This window comes from Azospirillum agricola (assembly GCF_020005195.1).
Classification (GTDB): domain Bacteria; phylum Pseudomonadota; class Alphaproteobacteria; order Azospirillales; family Azospirillaceae; genus Azospirillum; species Azospirillum agricola.
This window is the reverse complement of sequence record NZ_JAIFZR010000005.1, coordinates 2,716,694-2,736,898: the sequence shown is the minus strand read 5'-3', so window position 1 is coordinate 2,736,898 and position 20,205 is coordinate 2,716,694. Positions and strand designations below refer to the sequence as shown.

Annotated in this window: 19 protein-coding genes and 1 riboswitch; of the genes, 14 read left to right on the top strand and 5 right to left on the bottom strand. The window is 69.6% G+C overall.

Going from position 1 to position 20,205, the window contains the following annotated elements; all coding sequences use genetic code 11:
* Positions 1 to 31 precede the first annotated feature (31 nt).
* Positions 32 to 334, bottom strand: coding sequence for an SCP2 sterol-binding domain-containing protein (locus JN22_RS28010; RefSeq protein WP_085557001.1), 303 nt, complete (start codon positions 332 to 334; stop codon positions 32 to 34).
* A 157-nt stretch (positions 335 to 491) separates the two neighbouring features.
* Here JN22_RS28010 and JN22_RS28005 point away from each other — a divergent pair, with 157 nt between their 5' ends.
* The 7 genes from JN22_RS28005 to JN22_RS27975 all read left to right on the top strand — a co-directional run bounded on the left by JN22_RS28005 (position 492) and on the right by JN22_RS27975 (position 8,157).
* Positions 492 to 2,222 (top strand): long-chain-fatty-acid--CoA ligase, encoded by a 1,731-nt coding sequence (locus JN22_RS28005; protein ID WP_085557000.1) that lies wholly within the window; start codon positions 492 to 494, stop codon positions 2,220 to 2,222.
* Between the two features lie 158 nt (positions 2,223 to 2,380).
* Complete coding sequence (locus tag JN22_RS28000) at positions 2,381 to 2,770, top strand: MerR family transcriptional regulator (RefSeq protein WP_085556999.1); 390 nt, start codon at positions 2,381 to 2,383, stop codon at positions 2,768 to 2,770.
* A gap of 91 nt (positions 2,771 to 2,861) precedes the next feature.
* Positions 2,862 to 3,392 carry a thioesterase family protein gene (locus JN22_RS27995; RefSeq protein ID WP_085556998.1) on the top strand — a complete coding sequence of 177 codons (531 nt, stop codon included), beginning with the start codon at positions 2,862 to 2,864 and terminating at the stop codon, positions 3,390 to 3,392.
* A gap of 57 nt (positions 3,393 to 3,449) precedes the next feature.
* A complete protein-coding gene (locus JN22_RS27990; RefSeq protein WP_085556997.1) occupies positions 3,450 to 4,199 on the top strand; it encodes an electron transfer flavoprotein subunit beta/FixA family protein in 750 nt (249 codons plus the stop codon).
* A gap of 17 nt (positions 4,200 to 4,216) precedes the next feature.
* The gene (locus tag JN22_RS27985) at positions 4,217 to 5,152 is read left to right on the top strand and encodes an electron transfer flavoprotein subunit alpha/FixB family protein (RefSeq protein ID WP_085556996.1); all 936 of its coding nucleotides are present in this window, start codon (positions 4,217 to 4,219) and stop codon (positions 5,150 to 5,152) included.
* A gap of 131 nt (positions 5,153 to 5,283) precedes the next feature.
* Positions 5,284 to 6,156, top strand: coding sequence for a VOC family protein (locus JN22_RS27980; RefSeq protein WP_085556995.1), 873 nt, complete (start codon positions 5,284 to 5,286; stop codon positions 6,154 to 6,156).
* 66 nt (positions 6,157 to 6,222) lie between these two features.
* A complete protein-coding gene (locus tag JN22_RS27975; RefSeq protein WP_223677917.1) occupies positions 6,223 to 8,157 on the top strand; it encodes a PAS domain-containing sensor histidine kinase in 1,935 nt (644 codons plus the stop codon).
* 15 nt (positions 8,158 to 8,172) lie between these two features.
* On the opposite strand, the gene JN22_RS27970 is transcribed toward JN22_RS27975, so the two are convergent.
* On the bottom strand, positions 8,173 to 10,644 hold the full coding sequence (locus JN22_RS27970) for an ATP-binding protein (RefSeq protein WP_223677916.1): 2,472 nt from the start codon (positions 10,642 to 10,644) through the stop codon (positions 8,173 to 8,175).
* Between the two features lie 219 nt (positions 10,645 to 10,863).
* Between JN22_RS27970 and murJ the strand changes: the two genes are divergently transcribed.
* The gene (gene murJ, locus JN22_RS27965) at positions 10,864 to 12,429 is read left to right on the top strand and encodes a murein biosynthesis integral membrane protein MurJ (protein ID WP_085556993.1); all 1,566 of its coding nucleotides are present in this window, start codon (positions 10,864 to 10,866) and stop codon (positions 12,427 to 12,429) included.
* 18 nt (positions 12,430 to 12,447) lie between these two features.
* On the opposite strand, the gene JN22_RS27960 is transcribed toward murJ, so the two are convergent.
* A complete protein-coding gene (locus JN22_RS27960) occupies positions 12,448 to 13,338 on the bottom strand; it encodes a DMT family transporter (RefSeq protein WP_085556992.1) in 891 nt (296 codons plus the stop codon).
* 192 nt (positions 13,339 to 13,530) lie between these two features.
* Positions 13,531 to 13,610, top strand: a riboswitch (SAM riboswitch).
* An 81-nt stretch (positions 13,611 to 13,691) separates the two neighbouring features.
* On the opposite strand from JN22_RS27960, the gene metZ reads away from it, so the two are divergent.
* From metZ to JN22_RS27935, 5 genes are all read left to right on the top strand, one after another.
* Positions 13,692 to 14,900 carry an O-succinylhomoserine sulfhydrylase gene (gene metZ, locus JN22_RS27955; RefSeq protein ID WP_085556991.1) on the top strand — a complete coding sequence of 403 codons (1,209 nt, stop codon included), beginning with the start codon at positions 13,692 to 13,694 and terminating at the stop codon, positions 14,898 to 14,900.
* A 72-nt stretch (positions 14,901 to 14,972) separates the two neighbouring features.
* The gene (locus JN22_RS27950; RefSeq protein WP_085556990.1) at positions 14,973 to 15,488 is read left to right on the top strand and encodes a phasin family protein; all 516 of its coding nucleotides are present in this window, start codon (positions 14,973 to 14,975) and stop codon (positions 15,486 to 15,488) included.
* Between the two features lie 290 nt (positions 15,489 to 15,778).
* Positions 15,779 to 16,207 carry a hypothetical protein gene (locus JN22_RS27945; protein WP_085556989.1) on the top strand — a complete coding sequence of 143 codons (429 nt, stop codon included), beginning with the start codon at positions 15,779 to 15,781 and terminating at the stop codon, positions 16,205 to 16,207.
* Between the two features lie 68 nt (positions 16,208 to 16,275).
* Entirely contained in the window at positions 16,276 to 16,944 is a 669-nt protein-coding gene (locus tag JN22_RS27940) for a hypothetical protein (protein ID WP_085556988.1), read from the top strand.
* Between the two features lie 195 nt (positions 16,945 to 17,139).
* Positions 17,140 to 18,192: a tetratricopeptide repeat protein gene (locus JN22_RS27935; RefSeq protein ID WP_223677957.1), complete on the top strand. Its 1,053-nt coding sequence runs from the start codon at positions 17,140 to 17,142 to the stop codon at positions 18,190 to 18,192.
* Positions 18,193 to 18,257: 65 nt separating this feature from the next.
* On the opposite strand, the gene JN22_RS27930 is transcribed toward JN22_RS27935, so the two are convergent.
* Both JN22_RS27930 and JN22_RS27925 read right to left on the bottom strand, forming a co-directional pair.
* Complete coding sequence (locus JN22_RS27930; RefSeq protein WP_085556986.1) at positions 18,258 to 18,662, bottom strand: DUF6524 family protein; 405 nt, start codon at positions 18,660 to 18,662, stop codon at positions 18,258 to 18,260.
* A 40-nt stretch (positions 18,663 to 18,702) separates the two neighbouring features.
* Positions 18,703 to 19,107: a DUF6524 family protein gene (locus tag JN22_RS27925; RefSeq protein WP_085556985.1), complete on the bottom strand. Its 405-nt coding sequence runs from the start codon at positions 19,105 to 19,107 to the stop codon at positions 18,703 to 18,705.
* Positions 19,108 to 19,338: 231 nt separating this feature from the next.
* Between JN22_RS27925 and JN22_RS27920 the strand changes: the two genes are divergently transcribed.
* The gene (locus tag JN22_RS27920; RefSeq protein ID WP_085556984.1) at positions 19,339 to 20,070 is read left to right on the top strand and encodes an MlaA family lipoprotein; all 732 of its coding nucleotides are present in this window, start codon (positions 19,339 to 19,341) and stop codon (positions 20,068 to 20,070) included.
* The last annotated feature ends 135 nt before the right edge of the window (positions 20,071 to 20,205 follow it).

Below are 20,205 nucleotides of genomic sequence, written 5' to 3'. Positions count from 1 at the left end.
ACGGGTGTCGAAAGCGGCTCTTGGCGGCCGCTTATTCGTCGAGGAGCTGGGCCAGCTTCATGGCGATGCCCATCGAGCCCTCGACCTTCAGCTTGCCCATGGTGAAGGCCAGCATCGGGTTCAGGCGGCCGTCGATCAGCTTGGCCAGATTCTCCGGCGAGATGCGGATGGTGCAGTCGGCCTCGGCGTCGTCCTGGGTGATGCTGACCGGGTTGGTGCGGGCGTCGACCCGGATCACCTGGCCATCCTTGCCCAGCAGGAAGCGGACCGAGGCGTTCAGGCCGCGCAGCGTCGCAGCGCGGTTGCGCATCTCGTTCAGGATGTCGTCGACCATGAAAGCTTCCTTCCGAAATTGTCCGTGCGACTGCTCTTGACAGTAGGCAAAGTTTACGTTTACGTCAACGTCATAACGAAAGCGTTCCAGGCGGCCGGCGGGACAACCGACGCGGCGACGATCCGGGAACCGTCCGTCGCCAAGGGGAGCGAAACCGATGTCCGAACCGCTTGCGCAGTCCGTCCCGGCCGCCGGGGCCACGAGCTTCTCCGCCGGGAACCGCCCGTGGCTCGCCCATTATCCAGCCGGCATCGCCTGGGACCAGAGCTTTGCGCCGACCCCGCTGCACCAGCTCTTCGAGGACGCCGCCAAGCGCTACGCCGACCGGCCCTGCCTGGATTTCCTTGGGCGGCGCTACAGCTACGCCGAGGTGCTGGAATTGGTGAACCGCGCCGCGCGGGGCTTCCAGGACATGGGGGTCGGCTCGGGCGTGCGGGTCGGGCTGTGCCTGCCGAACTCGCCGACCTACGTGATCGCCTATTACGGGGTGCTGAAGGCCGGCGGCACGGTGGTGAACTACAACCCGCTCTACGTCGAGCGCGAGCTGGAGCACCAGATCGAGGATTCGCAGACCGACATCATGGTCACGCTCGATCTGAAGCAGATCTACCCGCGCGTCGCCCTGATGCTGGAGCGCACCCGGCTGAAGACCGTCGTCGTCTGCCGCATGCCGACCATCCTGCCGACGGTCAAGGGCGTGCTGTTCCGCGTGCTGAAGCGCAGCGAGGTCGCTCCCATCACCTGGGACCGGCGCCACGTCGATTTCGACGCGCTGCTGGCGAACGACGGCGCGGTGAGGCCGGTGCGCATCGACCCGCTGCGTGACGTCGCCGTGCTGCAATACACCGGCGGCACCACCGGCGTGCCCAAGGGCGCCATGCTGACCCATCACAATCTGCTGGCCAACGCCCGGCAGGTGGCGGCGTGGTTCCCCGGCATGGCGCTGGGGCAGGAGCGGATGCTGGCGGTGCTGCCCTTCTTCCACGTCTTCGCCATGACGGTGATCCTCAACATGGGGCTGGCGGCCGGGGCGGAGCTGGTCATGCTGCCGCGCTTCGAGACCGAGCAGGTGCTGAAGACCATCGCCAGGCGCAAGCCGACCCTCGTACCCGGCGTGCCGACCATGTACAAGGCGCTGCTGAGCCACCCGCGGGTCGGGCGCTACGCGCTGACCTCGATCCGCTACTGCATCTCCGGCGGGGCGCCGCTGCCGATGGAGCTGAAGCGCCAGTTCGAGCAGGCGACCGGCTGCGTGCTGATCGAAGGCTACGGCCTGTCGGAGGCCTCGCCGGTCTGCGCCGCCAACCCGCTGACCGGCACCAACAAGGAGGGCTCCATCGGCCTGCCGCTGCCGGGCATCACCATCGAGATTCGCGGGCTGGAGGATCCCTCGCGGGTGCTTGGCGTCGGCGAGAAGGGGCAGGTCGCGATCGCCGGGCCGAACGTCATGGCCGGCTATTGGGGCCGCGCCGAGGAGACCGACCGCACCATCGTCGACGGCTTCCTGTTCACCGGCGATGTCGGGACGATGGACGAGGATGGTTACGTCTTCCTGCTCGACCGGTTGAAGGATCTCATCATCTGTAGCGGCTACAACGTGTATCCGCGCATGATCGAGGAGGCGATCTACCAGCACCCCGACGTGGTCGCCGTCTGCGTCATCGGCTTGGCCGACGAGTATCGCGGCCAGACGCCGAAGGCCTTCGTCCAGTTGAAGCCGGGGGCCGAGCTGACGGCCGAGCAGCTCAAGGATTTCCTGCGCGACAAGATCTCGCGCATCGAGATGCCGACCGCCATCGAGTTCCGCGCCGAGTTGCCGAAGACCGCCGTTGGAAAGCTGTCGAAGAAGGAGCTTGTGGCCGAGGCGGCCGGTAAGACCGTAGGTTGACGCCAAGTCATCCTGTTGACGGAGACGTAAAGGGAAGCCTTATCACGCCGCGGCGCCTGTGTTACGAACGGCGGACCGGCCGGAAGCCGGTCCAAGCGTGGCGGCCCAGGCATGGCGGCCCAGGCATGGTCGGCGTGAACAAAAAGGTCATCCCAGGGATGGAACAGCTCTACACGGTCAATCAGCTTGCGGAAGAGCTGGGTATCACCCCGCGGGCTCTCCGCTTCTACGAGGTCAAGGGGTTGCTGGCGCCCAACCGTGTCGGCAACAACCGGGTCTACACCAAGCGCGACCGCGCCCGGCTGAAGCTGATCCTGCGTGGCAAGCGGCTGGGCTTCTCGCTGGCGGAAATCCGCGAATACCTCGACCTCTACAACGTCGACGGTGGCGTCGAGCAGCAGAAGACGCTGCTGAAGCGGGTGCAGAAGCGGTTGAAGGATCTGGCGCAGCAGCGCGAGGATCTGGAAACCACCGTCGCGGAGTTGAAGGAGATCGAGGACCAGGTCACCACCATCCTGGCGGGGCGCAAGGCCGCCAAGGACGCCTGAACCGGGACGGCGCCGCGCCGCCCGGGCGTCGGCCGACACCGGGGGAGGAACGGAGCATGATGAAACAACCGACGACGCGCGGAGGACGGGCATGAACCTGATCTTCCGCTTGGTCGCCGTGGTGGCGGGAGCGTTGGTCGCAGTCCTGCGTGGCCGCCGGACGGGTCTTCTGGACGAGGTGCCGCTGAGGTTCCGGGTCTGGCCGACCGACCTGGACCTCAACATGCACATGACCAACGCCCGCTATTTCAGCCTGATGGACCTCGGGCGGACGGATCTGGTGATCCGGGGCGGGCTGGGCCGCGCCGTCCTGCGCAACCGCTGGCAGCCGGTGGTCGGCGCGGCGAACGTCCGCTTCCGCCGGTCGCTGAAGCCGTTCCAGCGCTTCACCCTGCTCACCCGCGTCCTGTGCTGGGACGACAAGTACATCTTCATCGAGCATCGCATGGAGACCGCCTCCGGCACCGCCGCGCTGGCGGTGGTGCAGGGCGCCTTTCTGGCGCGCGGCCGCATCGTGCCGCCGGCCGAGGTGATGGCCGCCGTGGGCGAGACGGGCGAATCGCCGCCGATGCCCGAATCCGTCGCCGCGTGGCGCGGACAGCCGCTGTCCGCCGCCGCCTGACCAGTGCGACACGGCCAGTACGATACGAAAAAACAATCCAAGGAAGGAGAGCGCGCCATGAGGATCCTGGTGCCCGTTAAGCGAGTGGTCGACTACAACGTCAAGATCCGCGTGAAGGCGGACGGCAGCGGCGTCGAGACCGCCAACGTGAAGATGAGCATGAACCCCTTCGACGAGATCGCCGTCGAGGAAGCGGTTCGCCTCAAGGAAGCCGGCAAGGCGAGCGAGATCGTCGCCGTGTCGGTCGGCCCGGCCCAGGCGCAGGAGACGCTGCGCACGGCGCTCGCCATGGGGGCCGACCGCGCCATCCTGGTGCAGACCGACGCCGAGACCCAGCCGCTGGCCGTCGCCAAGGTGCTGAAGGCGCTGGTCGAGAAGGAAGGCCCGACGCTGGTCATCCTCGGCAAGCAGGCGATCGACGACGACTGCAACCAGACCGGCCAGATGCTCGCCGCATTGCTCGGCTGGGGCCAGGGCACCTTCGCCTCGAAGCTCGTGCCCGGCGAGGGCAGCGTCGCCGTCACCCGCGAGATCGACGGCGGGCTGGAGACGGTGGAGCTCAAGCTTCCCGCCATCGTGACCGCCGACCTGCGGCTGAACGAGCCGCGCTACGCCTCGCTGCCCAACATCATGAAGGCGAAGAAGAAGCCGCTGGAGACCGTCACCCCGGACAGCCTGGGCGTCGATGTCGCCCCGCGCCTGACGACGCTGAAGGTGGTCGAGCCGGCCAAGCGCAAGGCCGGCGTCAAGGTGGCTGATGTTGCTGCCCTGGTCGACAAGCTGAAGACCGAAGCGCGGGTGATCTGAGAGGGGATGAACTGACCATGGCCAACATTCTCGTCGTCGCCGAGCACGACAACGCGACGCTCAAGCCCGCCACGCTGAACGCCGTCACCGCCGCCGCCCAAATTGGCGGCGACGTCCATCTCCTGGTCGCCGGCAAGGGCGCCCAGGCTGTCGCCGAGGCCGCCTCCAAGGTCGCCGGCGTGTCGAAGGTCCTGCTGGCCGACGACGCCGCCTTTGAGCATCAGCTGCCCGAGGAGGTCGCCCCGCTGGTGGTGTCGATCGCCAAGGGCGGTTACGGCCATGTGCTGGCCGGCGCCACCTCGGTCGGCAAGAATCTGCTGCCGCGCGTCGCCGCGCTGCTCGACGTCGCCGCGATCTCGGACATCACCGGCGTCGTCTCGGCCGACACGTTCGAGCGGCCGATCTACGCCGGCAACGCCATCGCCACCGTCCAGTCGAAGGACGCGGTGAAAATCGTCACCGTGCGGACCACCGCCTTCGAGACCGCCGCCGCGACCGACGGTTCGGCGTCGGTCGAGCCGGTCGCGGGCGCCGGGGCCGCCGGCCTGTCGCGCTTCGTCTCGGCCGAGCTGACCAAGTCGGAGCGTCCGGAGCTGACCGCCGCCCGCGTGGTGGTGTCGGGCGGGCGCGGCATGCAGTCGGGCGAGAACTTCCCGCTGCTGGAGGCGCTGGCCGACAAGCTGGGCGCCGCCGTCGGCGCCTCGCGCGCCGCCGTGGATGCCGGCTTCGTGCCCAACGATTACCAGGTCGGGCAAACCGGCAAGATCGTGGCGCCCGAACTGTACATCGCCGTCGGCATTTCCGGTGCCATCCAGCACCTCGCCGGCATGAAGGACAGCAAGGTCATCGTCGCCATCAACAAGGACGAGGAAGCGCCCATCTTCCAGGTCGCCGATTACGGTCTGGTCGCCGACCTCTTCAAGGCCGTGCCGGAGCTTGAGCAGGCGCTCTGATCCGCCAGAGGTGATCGAGGCGGGGCGGGGGTCTCCCGGCCCGCCGCCCGGCGTTCCGAAGCCTCTTGCCGGAGCGGGACGGCTGCTCTATCGCTGACCCGACCAAGGACAAGCCAGGAAACGGGGCCGCCATGAGCATCAACGGAATCACCGGACTGGATCATCTGGTCGTCGCCGTCCGCGATCTCGACGCGGCGCGCGACGCCTACGGCCGTCTCGGCTTCACCGTGACGCCGCGCGGCCATCACACCGAGCTGAAATCGGCCAACCACACCCTGATGTTCCGGGACGACACCTACGTCGAGCTGCTGGGCATCGAGGAGAAGCGTCCGGCCAACGCCCATTACGCCGACTTCCTGCTGAGGCGCGAGGGTGTAGCCGCCGTGGCGCTGAAGACCGCCGACGCGCGCGCCGCCCGCGATCCGCTTGCCGCCGCCGGCTTTCCGGCGGAGGAGGCCGTCGATTTCGGCCGTCCGGTCGAGCTGCCCGGCGGCACCCGCGACGCCCGCTTCACCATCACCCAGATCGACCCGCAGACCACCCCCGGCGGGCGCGTGTTCCTGTGCCAACACCACACCCCCGACATCGTCTGGCGGCCCGACAGCCTGGACCACGCCAACGGCGCCACCGGGCTGGCCGCCCTCGTGGTCGCCGCCGACGATCCGGACGCGACGGCCGGGGCCTACGCCCGTCTGTTCGGCGCGCCGGTCGTCGAGCGCGGCTCGGCCCGCGTGGTGGACACCGGCAACACGCCGCTGCTGGTGGCGTCCCCCGACCGCCTGCACTGGGCCTGGACCAGCGACCCGGCCTTCGCGACTCCGCGCCCCTTCCTCGCCGGGATGGTGGTCCGCGTCGCCGACCTGGAAAAGGCGCAGCAGGTCCTCCAGAAGAGCAAGTTCCCGACCGTGGTCGGCAACGGCGTGCTGCGGGTGAGCTCGACCAGCGCCTGCGGCGCGATGGTCGCCTTCGCGCGGGATTTCGAGCTCGACGCGCTCATTCCCTGAGCGGGCGCCTACAATTCGGCGTAGGCGCGGGCGGGGTGCTCGTCTAATCTGCTGACGGGGCGGACGATGCGGCAGACGCGCGCGGAGACGGCGATGGCGGTGGCGGGTGATTCGGCGCAGGCGGGCGCTGAGCCGGAGGCGACGGACGCCGCGCTGTTCGATGCGCTGCCGCTGCCGGCCCTGCGGCGCGACTCCGCCGGCCGGCTGCGCGGCAACCGTCTCTTCGCCGCGCTCTACCGGACGGCCGACGGCCTTGCCGACGCGCTGGACGAGGTCCGGCCGGGCGAGACGCGCGAGCTTCGCCTGACCGCGCGCGACGGGCGCGAGCGCGACCTGTCGGTCCGCGTCGGCGGTCCGCCCTGGATCGCCATCCTCCAGGACGTCACCGACCAGCGGCGCACCGAGCATGGCCTGGAACTGGCGACGGCGCGGCTGGAGGAGGCCTGCCGCACCGCCAAGCTGGGCTATTGGGAATATGGCATCCAGTCCGGCGCGCTGCTGCTGGACGACACCGCCCTCGCCGTGCTCGGCCATGGGCGGGACCGCTTCGACGCCGGCTTCGACGCCCTGCTGGACATCCTCCACCCGGACGACCGGCTGTCCTTCGGCAACATGCTGGAGGGCGTCGTCGGGCATCCGGTCCGCGTCTACGCCGAATACCGCGTGCGGGACGGGGAGGGGCGGACCCGCTGCGTCTCCTCCTCCTGTGCGCCGCGCTTCGACCGCGACGGGCGGCTGACCCACGTCTTCGGCGTGCTGATGGACAGCACGGAGCGTGCGGAGGCCGCCGCCCAGCTCGAGGCGGCCAAGCAGCGGCTGGAGGAGGCCTACCGCACCGGCCATCTCGGCTATTGGGAATACGGGATCCACAGCGGCGATCTGGTGTGGAACGCCGAGGCGTTCGACGTCTGCGGCCAGGATCCGCGCGATTTCCTGCCGACCTTCGACAATCTGCTGGGCATCCTGCATCCGGACGACCGGCGCTCGTTCGGCAACATGCTGGAAAGCGTCATCGGCAACTCCCGGCGCGTCTATGTCGAGTACCGGGTGATCGACCGGGCCGGCGACGTCCGCTACGTTTCCTCCTCCTGCGCGCCGCGCTTCGATCTGGACGGGCGGCTGACCCATGTGTTCGGCGTGATGCTCGACACCACCGAGCGGGCGCAGGCGGCCGAGGCGTTGCGCGCCGCCAAGACCCGGATCGAGCAAGCCTACGGCGAACTCCAGGCCGCGCAGGACAGCCTGGTGCAGACCGAGAAGATGGCATCGCTCGGCCAGCTCGTCGCCGGGGTGGCGCACGAGGTGAACGGACCGGTCGGCGTCGCCCTGACCACCGCCTCGCATCTGCTGAGCCGGGCCGAGGACGTCCGCCGCCAGTTCGGCGCCAACGCGCTGACCCGCTCGGCGCTCTCCGGCTTCCTGGAGGTGGCGCAGGAGGCGGGGCAGCTCCTGGTCGGCAACACCGAGCGCATCGCGGCGCTCGTCCATATGTTCAAGCAGGTGTCCGCCGACCAGACCGGCGACGAGCGCCGCACCTTCTACCTGCGCGAATACACCGAGGACGTGCTGCTGAGCCTGCACACGCAGATCGGCTCATCCGGCCACCGGGTGGTGCTGACCTGCCCGGAGGCGCTGCAACTGGAAAGCTATCCCGGCGCCTTCGCCCGCGTGCTGACCCATCTGGTGCGCAACGCTCTGACCCACGCCTTCCGGCCGGAGCGGAGCGGCCGCATCGCCATCGACATCCGGGCCATCGACGATGACTGGATCGAGGTGGTGCACGCCGATGACGGGCAGGGGATCCTCGACGGCGACCTGCCCAAGATCTACGACCCGTTCTTCACCACCGCCCGGCACGCGGGCTGTGTCGGGCTCGGGCTGCACATCGCCTACAATCTGGCGACGCAGACGCTGGGCGGGCAGTTGACGGTGCGCAACGCTCCGGGGGAGGGCGCCGTCTTCACCCTGCGTCTGCCCCGGCGGGCCCCCGGCGCGGAGTAGGAACCGGATGCAGGGTCAGACCGGGCGCGGGCCGTTCCGGCGGAGCGGCTCCATCGCCTCGGCGACGGCCCGTTGCAGGTCGCCGGCCATCACCGGCTTGTGCATGACCTGGAAATCGCCGGCCTCCGCCTCCTGCGCGCGGGCTGGGGCGGTGTCGCCGGTCACCAGGATTCCCGGCAGGATGCGGCCGAGCGCCAGACGGATCTCGCGGATCGCCTCGGTTCCCGTGCGGCCGTCGCGCAGCCGGTAGTCGGCGACGATCACGTCGGGCGGCGGGCCATGGCGGACCAGTTCCAGCGCCTCGGCGCAGGATTCGGCGGCCAGCACCCGGTATCCCCACTCGGACAGCATCGCCCGCAGGCCCTCGCGGACGATCTCGTCGTCCTCGACCACCAGCACGGCGGCGGCGGGCGGCGGCTCCGGCGGAGCGGCGTCCTGTTTGGAGGCCGCGCGGGGCGCGTCGGCCAGCGGCACCTCGACCATGAAGACGGAGCCCCGGCCGGGAACCGAGCGCAGGCTCACCGGATGGCCGAGCATCGCCGACAGCCGGCGCACCACCGCCAGCCCGAGCCCCAGCCCCTGGTCGCGGTTGCGGCCGGCGTTGCCGACCTGCACGAACTCCTGGAAGATGTCCTCCTGCTGGTCGGGCGGGATGCCGATTCCGGTGTCCCACACCTCGATCCGCAGGACGCCGCCGCGCCGGCGGCAGCCGATCAGGATGCGTCCCCGGTCGGTGTAGCGCAGGGCGTTCTCCGCCAGATTCTGGAGAATGCGGCCGAGCAGCATCGGGTCGCTGCGGATGTGGGCGTGGCAGGGGACGATGTGGAACAGCAGCCCCTTGCGGATGGCGACCGGCCGGCTGTTGGCCGAGACCCGTTCCAGCAGGTCGGCGACGGCGAAGACCTCCGGCGCCGGGGTCACCGCCCCCGCCTCCAGCCGCGAGACGTCGAGCAGCCCGTCCAGCAGCATCTTCAGGGCGCTCAGCGCCCGGTCCATGGTGTTCAGCACGTTGCGGGTCGCGGCGTCGGCGGCGCGGACCGACAGCACCTCCATCAACAGCATCAGCGACTGCACCGGCTGGCGCAGGTCGTGGCTGGCGGCGGCCAGGAACTTGGACTTGGCGATGTTGGCGCGGTCGGCCTCGCGCCGCGCCTCGCTCAGCGCGTCCTGCGCCCGCTTGTGCTCGGAGATGTCGCGGACGGTGGCGATCAGGTTGACCAGCCGGCCGTCGTCGTCGCGTACCGGCGAGGCGCGCAGTTCCAGGCAGGCGCGCGCCCCGCCCGGACCGCCGGGCCGCTCGAACTCGACGCGGGCGTCGCGCCCGACGAGGATGGCGTCGCGCAGGGGGGCCAGCAGGGCCGGGTCGGCGACCGCCCGTTCCAGCGCCCACAGCGCGCCATGGCCGGGAAGGCTGTGGTGGGCCAGCCCCATCAGCCGCTCCAGCGCCGGGTTGCCGTAGACGATGGGCATGCCCGGCCGGGTGGCGTCGGCGATCAGGACGCCGTCGCCGCTCCAGGCGATGGCGCGGTCGCGGATGCGCAGCGCGCGGTCGGCGCGGCGGCGCCATTGCAGCTCGATCACGAAGCCGGCGGTGAACAGCAGGATGACCGCCGTGGTGGCGATGGCCCAGCCGATGTAGAGCCGCGCGTTGTCACGCCAGGGGCCGAACACCGATTCCACGGATTCGCCGACGACGGCGACCAGCGCGTAGTCCTGCGCGCTGCGGTGGGCGAGGATGCGCTCCACCCCGTCCAGGCTGCTGACCGTCCGCAGATTGCCGTCCGGCCGGCTGACCATGCGGCGCCAGGAGTCGGAGGCGAAGCTGCGCCCGGCCGCCTGCTCGGCCATGTCGTGGCGGGCGAGCATGGTTCCGTCGGTGCGCAGCAGGGCCACGCTCGCCTCCGCCGGCAGGCCGAGCACACGGTAGAAATGCAGGAAGGCCGCCACCGGGACGTCGGCCACCGCGACGCCGGCAAAGGCGCCGGACGGGGTTTCCAGGCGGCGCGAGACGGGGATCAGCAGGTCGTTGCTGTCGGGCGCCAGATAGGGCGTGCCGATGACCACCCGGCGCCGTCCCGATGCCCGCTGCGTCTCGAACTCGTCCCGTCCGGTGATCGCGGCGCGGAAGGCCGAGCGGCCCGACTCCATGGTCAGCAGCCCCTTGGCGTCGTAGACGCGCACGCCCATCACCAGCCCCTCCTCGAAGGCGCGGCGGGAAGGGAGCTGCATCGCGCGGTTCTGGTCGGCGTGGGCCACCAGATCGAACAGCAGATCGTCCACCCGGCGGAAGGTGGCGACCGCGTGCTCCTCGACCAGCCGGGCCATGACGGTGGTCTTCTGCCGGGCGGACAGGTCGAGCAGCCGCTCCTCGCGGCCGATGCGGTCGATGAGGATCCACCACAGGGCAGCGAGTCCCAGCGCCACCGCGAGCGCCGGCAGGACGAGCCGGCCTTCGATCTTCAGCAGGAACCTGACAGCCCGTCTCACACCCTCTCCTGCCGGCAAGCGCGATCCGAAGCGGCCATCGCCGTCACCGGAACCGGGACGGCAGGTTGGCGAACGGCGGCCAGCATGCAACAACCCAGGCGCCGAAGCAACGCCCATACTCGTTCCAGGGTGGCGCAGGCCGGTGTGTTTTCCACTTCCGCGCAAGTCGGGCGAAAGGAGGGCTTTGCCGGGCCCGGCGAGCCCGCTATACCGCGCCGCATGAGCTTCGCCCGCGCCATCGCCACCGTCGGCGGCCTGACCCTGCTGAGCCGGCTCGCCGGCTTCGCCCGCGACATCCTGACCGCGTCGGTGCTCGGGGCGGGGCCGGTGGCCGACGCCTTCTTCGTCGCGCTCAAGCTGCCCAACCTGTTCCGCCGCCTGTTCGCCGAGGGGGCGTTCGGAGTCGCCTTCGTCCCGCTCTTCGCGGCGGAACTCCAGACGCGCGGGCGCGCCGCCGCCGTCCGCTTCGCCGAGGAGGCGCTGGCCGTGCTGATCGCGGCGCTGCTGCCCTTCACGCTGGCCGCCATCGCCGCGATGCCCTGGCTGATGCACGGGCTGGCGCCCGGCTTCGGCGACGAGCCGGCGAAGTTCGCGCTGGCGGTCGACATGGCGCGGCTGACCTTTCCCTATCTGATGCTGATCTCGCTGGTCGCCCTGCTCGGGGGCATCCTCAACGCGCTGGACCGTTTCGGCCCCTTCGCGGCGGCGCCGATCGCCTTCAACCTGACGCTGGTGGCCGCCCTGCTGGTCGCCCCCCGGATGGGGCTGGAGCCGGGGACGGCGATGGCGGCGGCGGTCACCCTGTCGGGCGTGGTCCAGCTCGTCTGGATGGCCTGGGCCTGCCGCGCCGCCGGCGTCGTGCTGCGGCTGCGGGCGCCCCGGATCAGCGAGGGGATGCGGCGGCTGTTCCGGCTGGTCGGGCCGGGAGCGCTGGGGGCCGGGGTCATGCAGATCAACCTGTTCCTCAACATCGTGCTGGCTTCCCTGCTGCCGTCGGGGGCGGTGTCCTTCCTCTATTACGCAGACCGGCTGAACCAGATGCCGCTCGGCGTCATCGGCATCGCCATCGGCACCGCGCTGCTGCCGGTTCTGGCCCGCTTCGCCGCGGCCGGCGACGAGCGGATGGTGCGCCATTACCTGAGCCGCGCCTTGGAATTCAGCCTGCTGGTCGGCCTGCCGGCGGCGGTCGCGCTCGGGGTGTCGGGCGGCCCGATCGTCGCCGTGCTGTTCGAGCGCGGCGCCTTCGGGCCGGCGGAGACGCACGCGACCGCGCTGGCGCTCGCCGCCTACGCGGTCGGCATTCCGGCCTATGTGATCGTGAAGTCGCTGAACGCCGCCTTCTTCGCCCGCCACGACACCGCGACCCCGGTGCGCGTCGCCGTCGTGGTGACGGTCGCCACCGCGCTGCTGGCGCTGGCGCTGCTGCCGGCGCTCGGGCATGTCGGCATCGCGCTCGCCACCGGGCTGACGGCCTGGCTGGACGTCGGGCTTCTGGCGCTGGCGCTGCACCGGCGCGGCCGGCTGGCGCTCGACGAGCGGCTGATCCGGCGGGCCCCGCGAATCGTTGCGGCCGCGGCGGGCATGGGGGTGGCGCTGGCGGCGGGCGGCGCCGTGCTGGCGCCCTGGCTCGCCCATCCGGCGACGCTCGTGCGATTCGGCGCCCTGGCGCTGCTGGTGGCCGGCGGGGCGGCGGTGTTCGGCGGGCTGGCGCAGGGTCTGGGCGGGGCGAGCGTCGCCGACCTCAAGGGCTTCCTGAAGCGGGAGCCGGAGGACGCGCAGGCGTGACCGGCGCGCCTCCCGCCGTCAGACGCGGCGGCGGCCGGCGATGACCAGGGCGATTCCCCCGAGCACGGCGGCCGACGATACGGCCAGGATCAGACCGATTCCCTCGCCCAGCGTCGCGGCGGCGCCCAGCACGGTGATGACCGGAACGCTGAGCTGGACCGACGCGGCGCGGGCGGCGGTCAGGGCGGGAAGGGCCGCGTACCAGAGCGCGTAGCCGACCCCCGAGGCCAGCCCGCCGGACAGCGCGGCGTACAGCAGCCCCATGCCGTCGAAGCCGGCGCCGCTCAACGCCGGGATGGCGGCCGGCACGGCGAGCAGCAGGGCCGGCGGGACGGCGCGCAGGAAGTTGCCGGCCGTGGTGGCGATGGGGTCGCGGGCGCTGCGCCCGAGCAGCGAGTAGGCGCCCCAGGCGATGCCGGCCGCCACCATCAGCAGCGCGCCGGACGGCGAGGGAGCCGACACCCCCGGCGCCAGCAGGACCACCAGCCCGGCGAAGGCCAGCCCCAGCCCCGCCCACTGGCCAGCCGCCAGCCGCTCCCCCTTCAGCAGGCCGGCCGCGATCATGGTGGCCTGGACGGCGCCGAACAGCAGCAGCGCGCCGGTGCCGGCGGGCAGCGAGACGTAGGCGAAGGAGAAGCACGCCGCGTAGCCGAGCAGGGCCAGCGCCCCTGTCCAGGACCCGCCGATGGAGCCGCGCCGCGTGGTCAGCGCGATGATCAGCCACAGGCTCGCGGCGCCGGAGGCGATGCGGACGGCCGTGAAGACGGCGGGGTCGATCGTCGTCTGGATCAGGGCCAGCCGGCACAGGATCGAGTTGGCGGCGAAGCCCAGCATCGCCGCGCCGGTGAGCAGGGCGGTGCGCCCCCGGCCAAGGCCGGCGGGGCGAGGTGGCGAAGGGCGCTGGTCCATCGTGGGTCTGATCGCTGCCATGGTTTCGCGAGGGTCTCCGGAAGGCCGGGGTCACGGGGGCCACCGGCGGCTGCGGGGATGCCGGATCGTCAGTATCCACATCAAAAAGACTGTGCATATCCGACTTATGGACGAAGTGCCTCGGCCCATCGCCCTGAACGCCCTTGACGGTCGCCGCCGCCGGACGTACAAGCGGATTCACGTGGTGATTTGGTCGACCGGCTTGCGGGCCACGTAAAACAACCCGCTAAAAAGGTCCGAGCCGCGTCCGCGCCTCGACCCGATCGGTCGGGGCGTTTTTCGTTTGTGGCCGGCTTCGCCCCACCGGCGGCATTCGAGGGGAGAGTCGCGTCGTGTCGCGCACCGATCATCGCAATCCGAACGTCTCGGGGCTGCGGCCCCGGTCCAAGCTGGTCCATGGCGGCACCCGCCGCTCGTCCTTCGACGAGACCTGCGAGGCGCTGTACCAGACCTCCGGCTTCGTTTACGGCTCGGCCGAGGAGGCGGAGCACGCCTTCGCCAACGATGGCACCCGCCATGTCTACGGCCGCTTCCGCAACCCGACCACCGCGATGTTCGAGGACCGGCTGGCCGAGTATGAGGGCGCCGGCTGGGCCTGCGCCACCGCCAGCGGCATGGCGGCCGTGCATGGCGCGCTGATGAGCGGCCTGCGCGCCGGCGACCGGGTGGTCGCGCCGCGCTCGCTGTTCATCTCCTGCTACTGGATCGTCAAGGAACTCTGCCCGCGCTTCGGCATCGAGGCGGTGTTCGTCGACGGCACCGACCTGTCGGCCTGGGAGGAGGCGCTGTCCAGACCGGCCAAGGCGGTGTTCCTGGAAACCCCGTCGAATCCGGGGCTGGAGGTCGTCGACCTCGCCGCCGTCTGCGATCTGGCGCACAAGGCCGGCGCCGTGGTGGTGGTCGACAACGCCTTCGCCACCCCGGTTCTCCAGCGCCCGTTCGAGTTCGGCGCCGACGTCGTCATCTATTCGGCGACCAAGCACATCGACGGGCAGGGCCGCTGCCTGGGCGGCGTCATCCTGGCCAAGGATGCCAAATACGGTGCCGAGGTCATCCACCCCTTCCTGCGCCACACCGGGCCGACGCTGTCGCCCTTCAACGCCTGGCTGCTGCTGAAGGGGATGGAGACGCTGGAACTGCGGGTCCAGGCGCAGTCGGCCGCCGCCTTCCAGGTCGCCCAGTTCCTGGAGACGCACCCGAAGGTGGAGCGCGTGCTCTACCCGCTGCTCGCCAGCCACCCGCAGCACGATCTGGTGCGCAAGCAGATGACCGGCGGCGGCAACATGCTGTCGATCTTCCTGAAGGGCGGCAAGGCCGAGGCGTTCAACACGCTCAACGGCCTGCGCATGGTGATGATCTCCAACAATCTCGGCGATTCGAAGAGCCTCGTCACCCATCCGGCGACCACCACCCACTGCAAGCTGACCGACGAGGAGAAGGCGTCGGCGAAGATCCTGCCGGGCCTGCTGCGCCTGTCGGTCGGGCTGGAGGATCCGCAGGACATCGTGGAAGATCTCGACCGCGCGCTCGCCGAGGCGTAAAGATCGTGCCGGAACCTATGTTGCAGTGCAGCGTTGAGGCTCCGGCAACGATATCCAGCGAGGTGTTGAGGAATGGCAGTCTACAGAACCGGCAAGGATCATCCCGCGGAGCGCCTGTGCGCCGTGGCCGGTCACCTCGCCAAGACGGGCATGCGCAGCGGCGAGATGGGGGTCGCCGCCGCGCAGACCATCGGCTACCGCACCGCCATGATGGCGGCCGCCATGGGCAACCCGATCGACTTCGCCAACCCGGAGTTCATCCGCATGGGGTCGGAGAAGGTGGAGGCCTCGGTCGAGGCCTTCCACGCCGTCGCCACCGGGCTCGGCGAATTCTCCAACGCCTGGATGACGATGCTGGCCAAGCAGGCGCAGGCGGCGACCGCGGTGTTCGGGGGGCTCAGCGCCTGCCGCTCGCCGGCCGACCTCGCCGGCATCCAGCAGCGCGCCATCGCCGAGGCGGTGGACGCCGGAATCCACGCCAGCCTGCGTCTGGTCGAGGCCGCCGCCACCCTGACCGCCGCCGGCATCAACCCGGCCTACCGCAAGGTCCGCGCCAACGCCCGCCGTCTGGCGCGCGAGGCGGCCTGACCGTTTCCGACCGCTTGCAGAGCGTCCGGCCGACCGGCGGGGGATTCCCTTGCGGGGGCCTGTCCCGGTGTCCGGACGCGGGCTTGGCCGCAAGGCCGCCGTTCTCCCGTTCCGACGTGAAGATCTCACAGCCTTTCATGCGTTTGCGGGCCTCTCATGCCTTGACAGGTCAATGAGTGCCGAAGGTAAATGAGGTACGTCGGAGGGGGTAGGGGCCGCGAGGCGACCACGCCGACCGTCGAGTTCGTTTCTTATCGTTCCGTCGGTTTTCGTTTCTGCAAGGAAGCTCCATGTCCGCCAACGACGACGCGCGCAAGCGCTTTGCCGATCTCGTCAAGCTCAACGGTCTGACCAGCAAGTTCATCAGCCGTGAAACGGAACGGCGCATCCTGGAAGAGGGCGTGACCCGCTACGAGCTGTCGCTCGACGACGCCCGCGGCCTGCTGCGCACGGTGGCGGCCGACGAGGATTTCGTCTTCGAGAGCGAGACCGGGCTGCGCATCCGCCAAGTCCTCGACCGCCATGCCGGCAAGAAGGGCAAGATCAGCAAGGACCAGTTCCTGCAGACTTCCGCCATTCTGCGCGACTTCTCCAACGACGCCATCGGCGAGGAGGAGTCCAAGCGGCAGGTCAAGCGCATCATGATCGACAACGGTTACGAGCCGCGCCGCGCCGGCCTGCTGCGTTCCAAGCGCTGGTACAAGAACGTCGAGGTCTGAGTCCGGCGCCGCTCCGGCGGCGTTGCGTTCTCGGCCGCTTTTCCTGACGCTCGACCGGACCGGGCCGCATGGACGTCTTGTCTCTCCTGCAATCGGTTTTTCTTCTTCTGGCGCTGCCGGTGGCGCTGGTGCTGCCCTTTTCGCTGTGGGTCCGCATCAGCGACGCGGCCCACCTGCACCACCCCTACGGGTCCTGGCGGCCGGCGCTGGCGACCTTCTGCGGCCTGGCGCTGGGCGCCTGCATGCTGGCGGCGCTGTGGCAGCCGGGCAGCCTCACCTTCGCCGCCATCTTCGCCGACGGCGGGCCCTGGGACCTGTCGATCGGCGAATTCGCCGAACTGGTCGCGCAGCGGATGGGCGATGCGCCCGACCGTCTGGTCGAGGTTCTGTTGACCGACGACGCCCGCCTGAACTACGGCGTCGTGGCGATGCTGGTCGGCACCCTGTTCGCCGTCGATGTCGGCCTGACGGTGGCGTCGGGGATGCGCGGCCCGATGCTGCTGGCCTTCCTGCTCGACCTGCTGATGGCGGTGCTGGCTGCCGGGCTGACCGTCTACGCCGCCCATGCCGGGCTGTGGCTGCTCAACCGGCTGAATTTCTGGTCCATCGCGGTTGCGATTCTATTGTTGCAGGAGTTTCGTTACGGGGTGCTCGGCCTGTTCCGGCGTCGCCGCCGGTCGCCGCCGACCGGCAGCAACGGCCAGCACGGCTTCACCGGCCGGACCAAGGGGTCGTGACGGGCGATGGTTGGAAACTGAATTGTCCGGAACGGAGCGTTATCGACAGGAGCGAGGAACAGCGGTAGTTTTGCTGAGCGTTCTGCAAGATTCGGGGAAGCGTGACGGGCAATTCAGAGTCCGATTTCACGTTAATGTTGAAAACAACTGTCCGGCTGGGGGTTGGCGATGGATTTCGGGATTTTGACCTTGCCTGTGTTCGCGCTCTCGGCGCTGCTCGGCTATTCGGTTTTCTTTGAGGGAAGCTCCATTCTTTTCCGCGAGATCGATGTTCCCGTCTCGGTGGAGGAGGAGGGCTTCACGCCCAAGGTGGTCGCCTCCCGCCTTGCCAGCGAGGTCCGCGCCGTCAACCGCGCCGCCCGCACCGCCAAGGAACAGCAGAAGGTCGGGCTGACCGACGACGAGACCGCGGTCAAGGTCGTCGCCGAGCAGTTCGAGTTCCTCAAGCCGATCAAGGCGACGCAGGAGATCATGGGCCTCGTCACCTACACCTTCGGCGGCGAGGTGGTGAAGCTGGAGCATGGCTACGAGTTCACCGTGCGCGGCGAGGACCGCAAGAAGGGCCGGACCATCTCGGTGTCCAGCCAGGGGCCGCGCCCCGAGGAACTGATCCGTCCGGTCGCCATCGACGTGGCGCGCTTCATCGATCCCTACATCGTCGCCTCCTATTACTACGAGACGACGCGCGACGCCGGCGGCAAGGACTACGCCGACACGCTGCGCGAACTGCGCAACTGCATGATCGTCATGCCCAAGGAGGACCGCCATTGGGCTGTCAACCTGAACGGTCTGGTCCTGCTGCAACAGGGCAAGCCGGAGGAGGCGATCGAGAAGTTCAACGAAGCCAAGCTGATGCGCGCGGATTTCGTCAACCCGATCTACAACACCGGGCTGGCTCTGGCGGCGCTGGGCAAGCATGAGGAGGCCATCGGCAAGTACAAGGAGGTTTTGGCCGCCGACGCCGAGAAGCGCACCCGCTACCCGCACGCCTACACCCAGTGGGGCGTGTCGCTGGCCGCCACCGGGCGTCCGGAGGAGGCGGTGACGATGTTCCGCCGCGCCGAGCAGGCCGACCCGAACTTCGCCGACCTCTACAACGCCTGGGGCAAGCTGCTGCGCGACCAGGGCAAGCAGGCCGACGCGCGCGAGATGTTCCAGCGGGCGGTGGACCGGGTTCCGGAGCGCGCCGAGTACCGTGACAACCTGAAGTCCGTGACGCCGGTGGTGACCGGGGCGGTCGCCGGCTGACCCATGGGGAACGCTTCGCCGGGGCGTCTCGCCGGGACGCTCCGGGCCCCCTCGGGGGATGGCCGTCAGGGCGGCGGGCTGAGCACCTGGGACTGTCCGGTCATCCGCCGCTTGACGTGCGCCCAGCAGATTCCGATGGTCAGCACCGTTCCGGTGAGGATCAGCACGACGTAGCTGGACCAGAAGGGCGCGTCGGGGTCGAGCATCCCGGCGCGCCGCATCGCCAGATAGCCGGTCAGCATGACGCCGAGGATCACCAGCGTCCGCCACACCCGCAGGGCCAGCCACGTCACCCGCAGATAGACGATGTAGCAGCCGAGCAGGAAGGCGCCGGCCAGCGCCTTGGCGGACAGGTGGGAGCCGTCGGCGCTGAACAGCCAGTGGATGTAGGAGTAGCCGAGCGGGTTCCAGGTCGCGAAGACCAGCAGGAAGCAGCTCAGCGCCCGTGTGACGAGGCCCAGCCCCTTCATGCCCGGCCGATCCGGTCGGGCGTGTGCGCAGGGGCGATGCTCATTGCGTGATGTTCTCCGAATCCACTTGGCCGCTCAGGCGGTAGCGGATGTGCGACCAGCTGAAGCCGGTTCCGAGCAGGGCGGTGAGGCCGATCTGGATCGCCAGCGTCAGTTCCGTGCCGTCGCTGAGGTCGATCAGCCCGAGGTCGGAGGCGAACCAGACCGCGGTGACGATGACCAGGGTCAGCGAGACGCTGCCGACCAGCCGCATCGACCGCCACAGGGCGTTGGCCTGGAGATAGATGGTGACCATCAGCAGCAGTCCGACGAACAGCTTGAACGCCCAGTCGCCGAAATCGACCTGGAGCCAGTGGTAATAGGAATAGCCCGAGGGGTTGTAGGTGCCGAAGATGACGAGCATGGCCGCCAGAAGGCGAACGATGTATCCGGGAATCGTCAGCATGGCGGGTCTTCGCGTGCGCCCTTCCGGTGCGCCCTCGATGTGCGCCGTCGGGCGCGCAGGGGGAGGGCAGGGACGGAAAGCGCACTCTACCCCCGCAACCGGCTGGACGTCCAACGATGCGTGTATGACTTTTGAGCGACCGGCTTTCGCGCGGCGCGCGAAGCCGGTAGAGTCGCGGTGCGTTGCGCTCCGACGGATTCCGCGCCGGGCGGGTTGTCGGGGGAACCGGGCATGATGGCTGTTCGCGCGCTGGGTCTCGCCGCCCCGTTGCTGGTGCCGCTCGCGGCGGGACTCATGGCCGCCCGCCCCGCGGCGGCGCTCGACCTGACGACCTTCGATCCGTGGGAGGGCTACAACCGCGCGGTGTTCGCCTTCAACAACGGGTTCAATTCCAGCGCTTTGGAGCCGTTGCGGCAGACCTACGCCAGCGGCCTTTCGGCCGGCACGCGGGCCGGCATCTCCAACGTCTTCGCCAATCTGCGGGAACCCTGGACCGCGATCAGCAGCACGCTGCGCGCCGATTTTCCAAACGCCGGGACATCGGCGGGCCGCTTCCTCGTCAACACGACGGTCGGGCTGGGCGGCTGGTACGACGTCGCCGCCTCGCGCTTCGCGCTGAAAAGCCGGCAGGACGATCTCGGCAACGTCCTGTGCCATTGGGGGCTGACGCCGGGACCCTACATGGTGCTGCCCTTCCTGGGGCCGACGACCGGGCGCGATCTGCTGGGGCGGTCGGCCACGATGGTCGGCACCTATTCGGCGCTCGGGCTCTCCACCTACATGGTGTACCGGACCGGCGACGGTATGGTGCGCTACCTGGACGACGGCTTCATCGAGGGGTTCGTCGGCAATCCCAATCTCGACGCCTACGCGTTGGAGCGCGGCCTCTACACCCGCATCCGCGAGGCCCAGTGCGCCGGCGTCGCCACATCGGGCGCACCTTATGGTGGCGATCAACAATAGAGTCGGCACGTCACTTGCCGCGGCTCGATGGTTTCCGGCGATAACGACCTGTGATCAAGTGTTCGCCGGCCTTTTCCATGGGTATTCCGATCTTTCCTATCAATGATTATCCGTGCATGCTTTCCCCGAAGGATT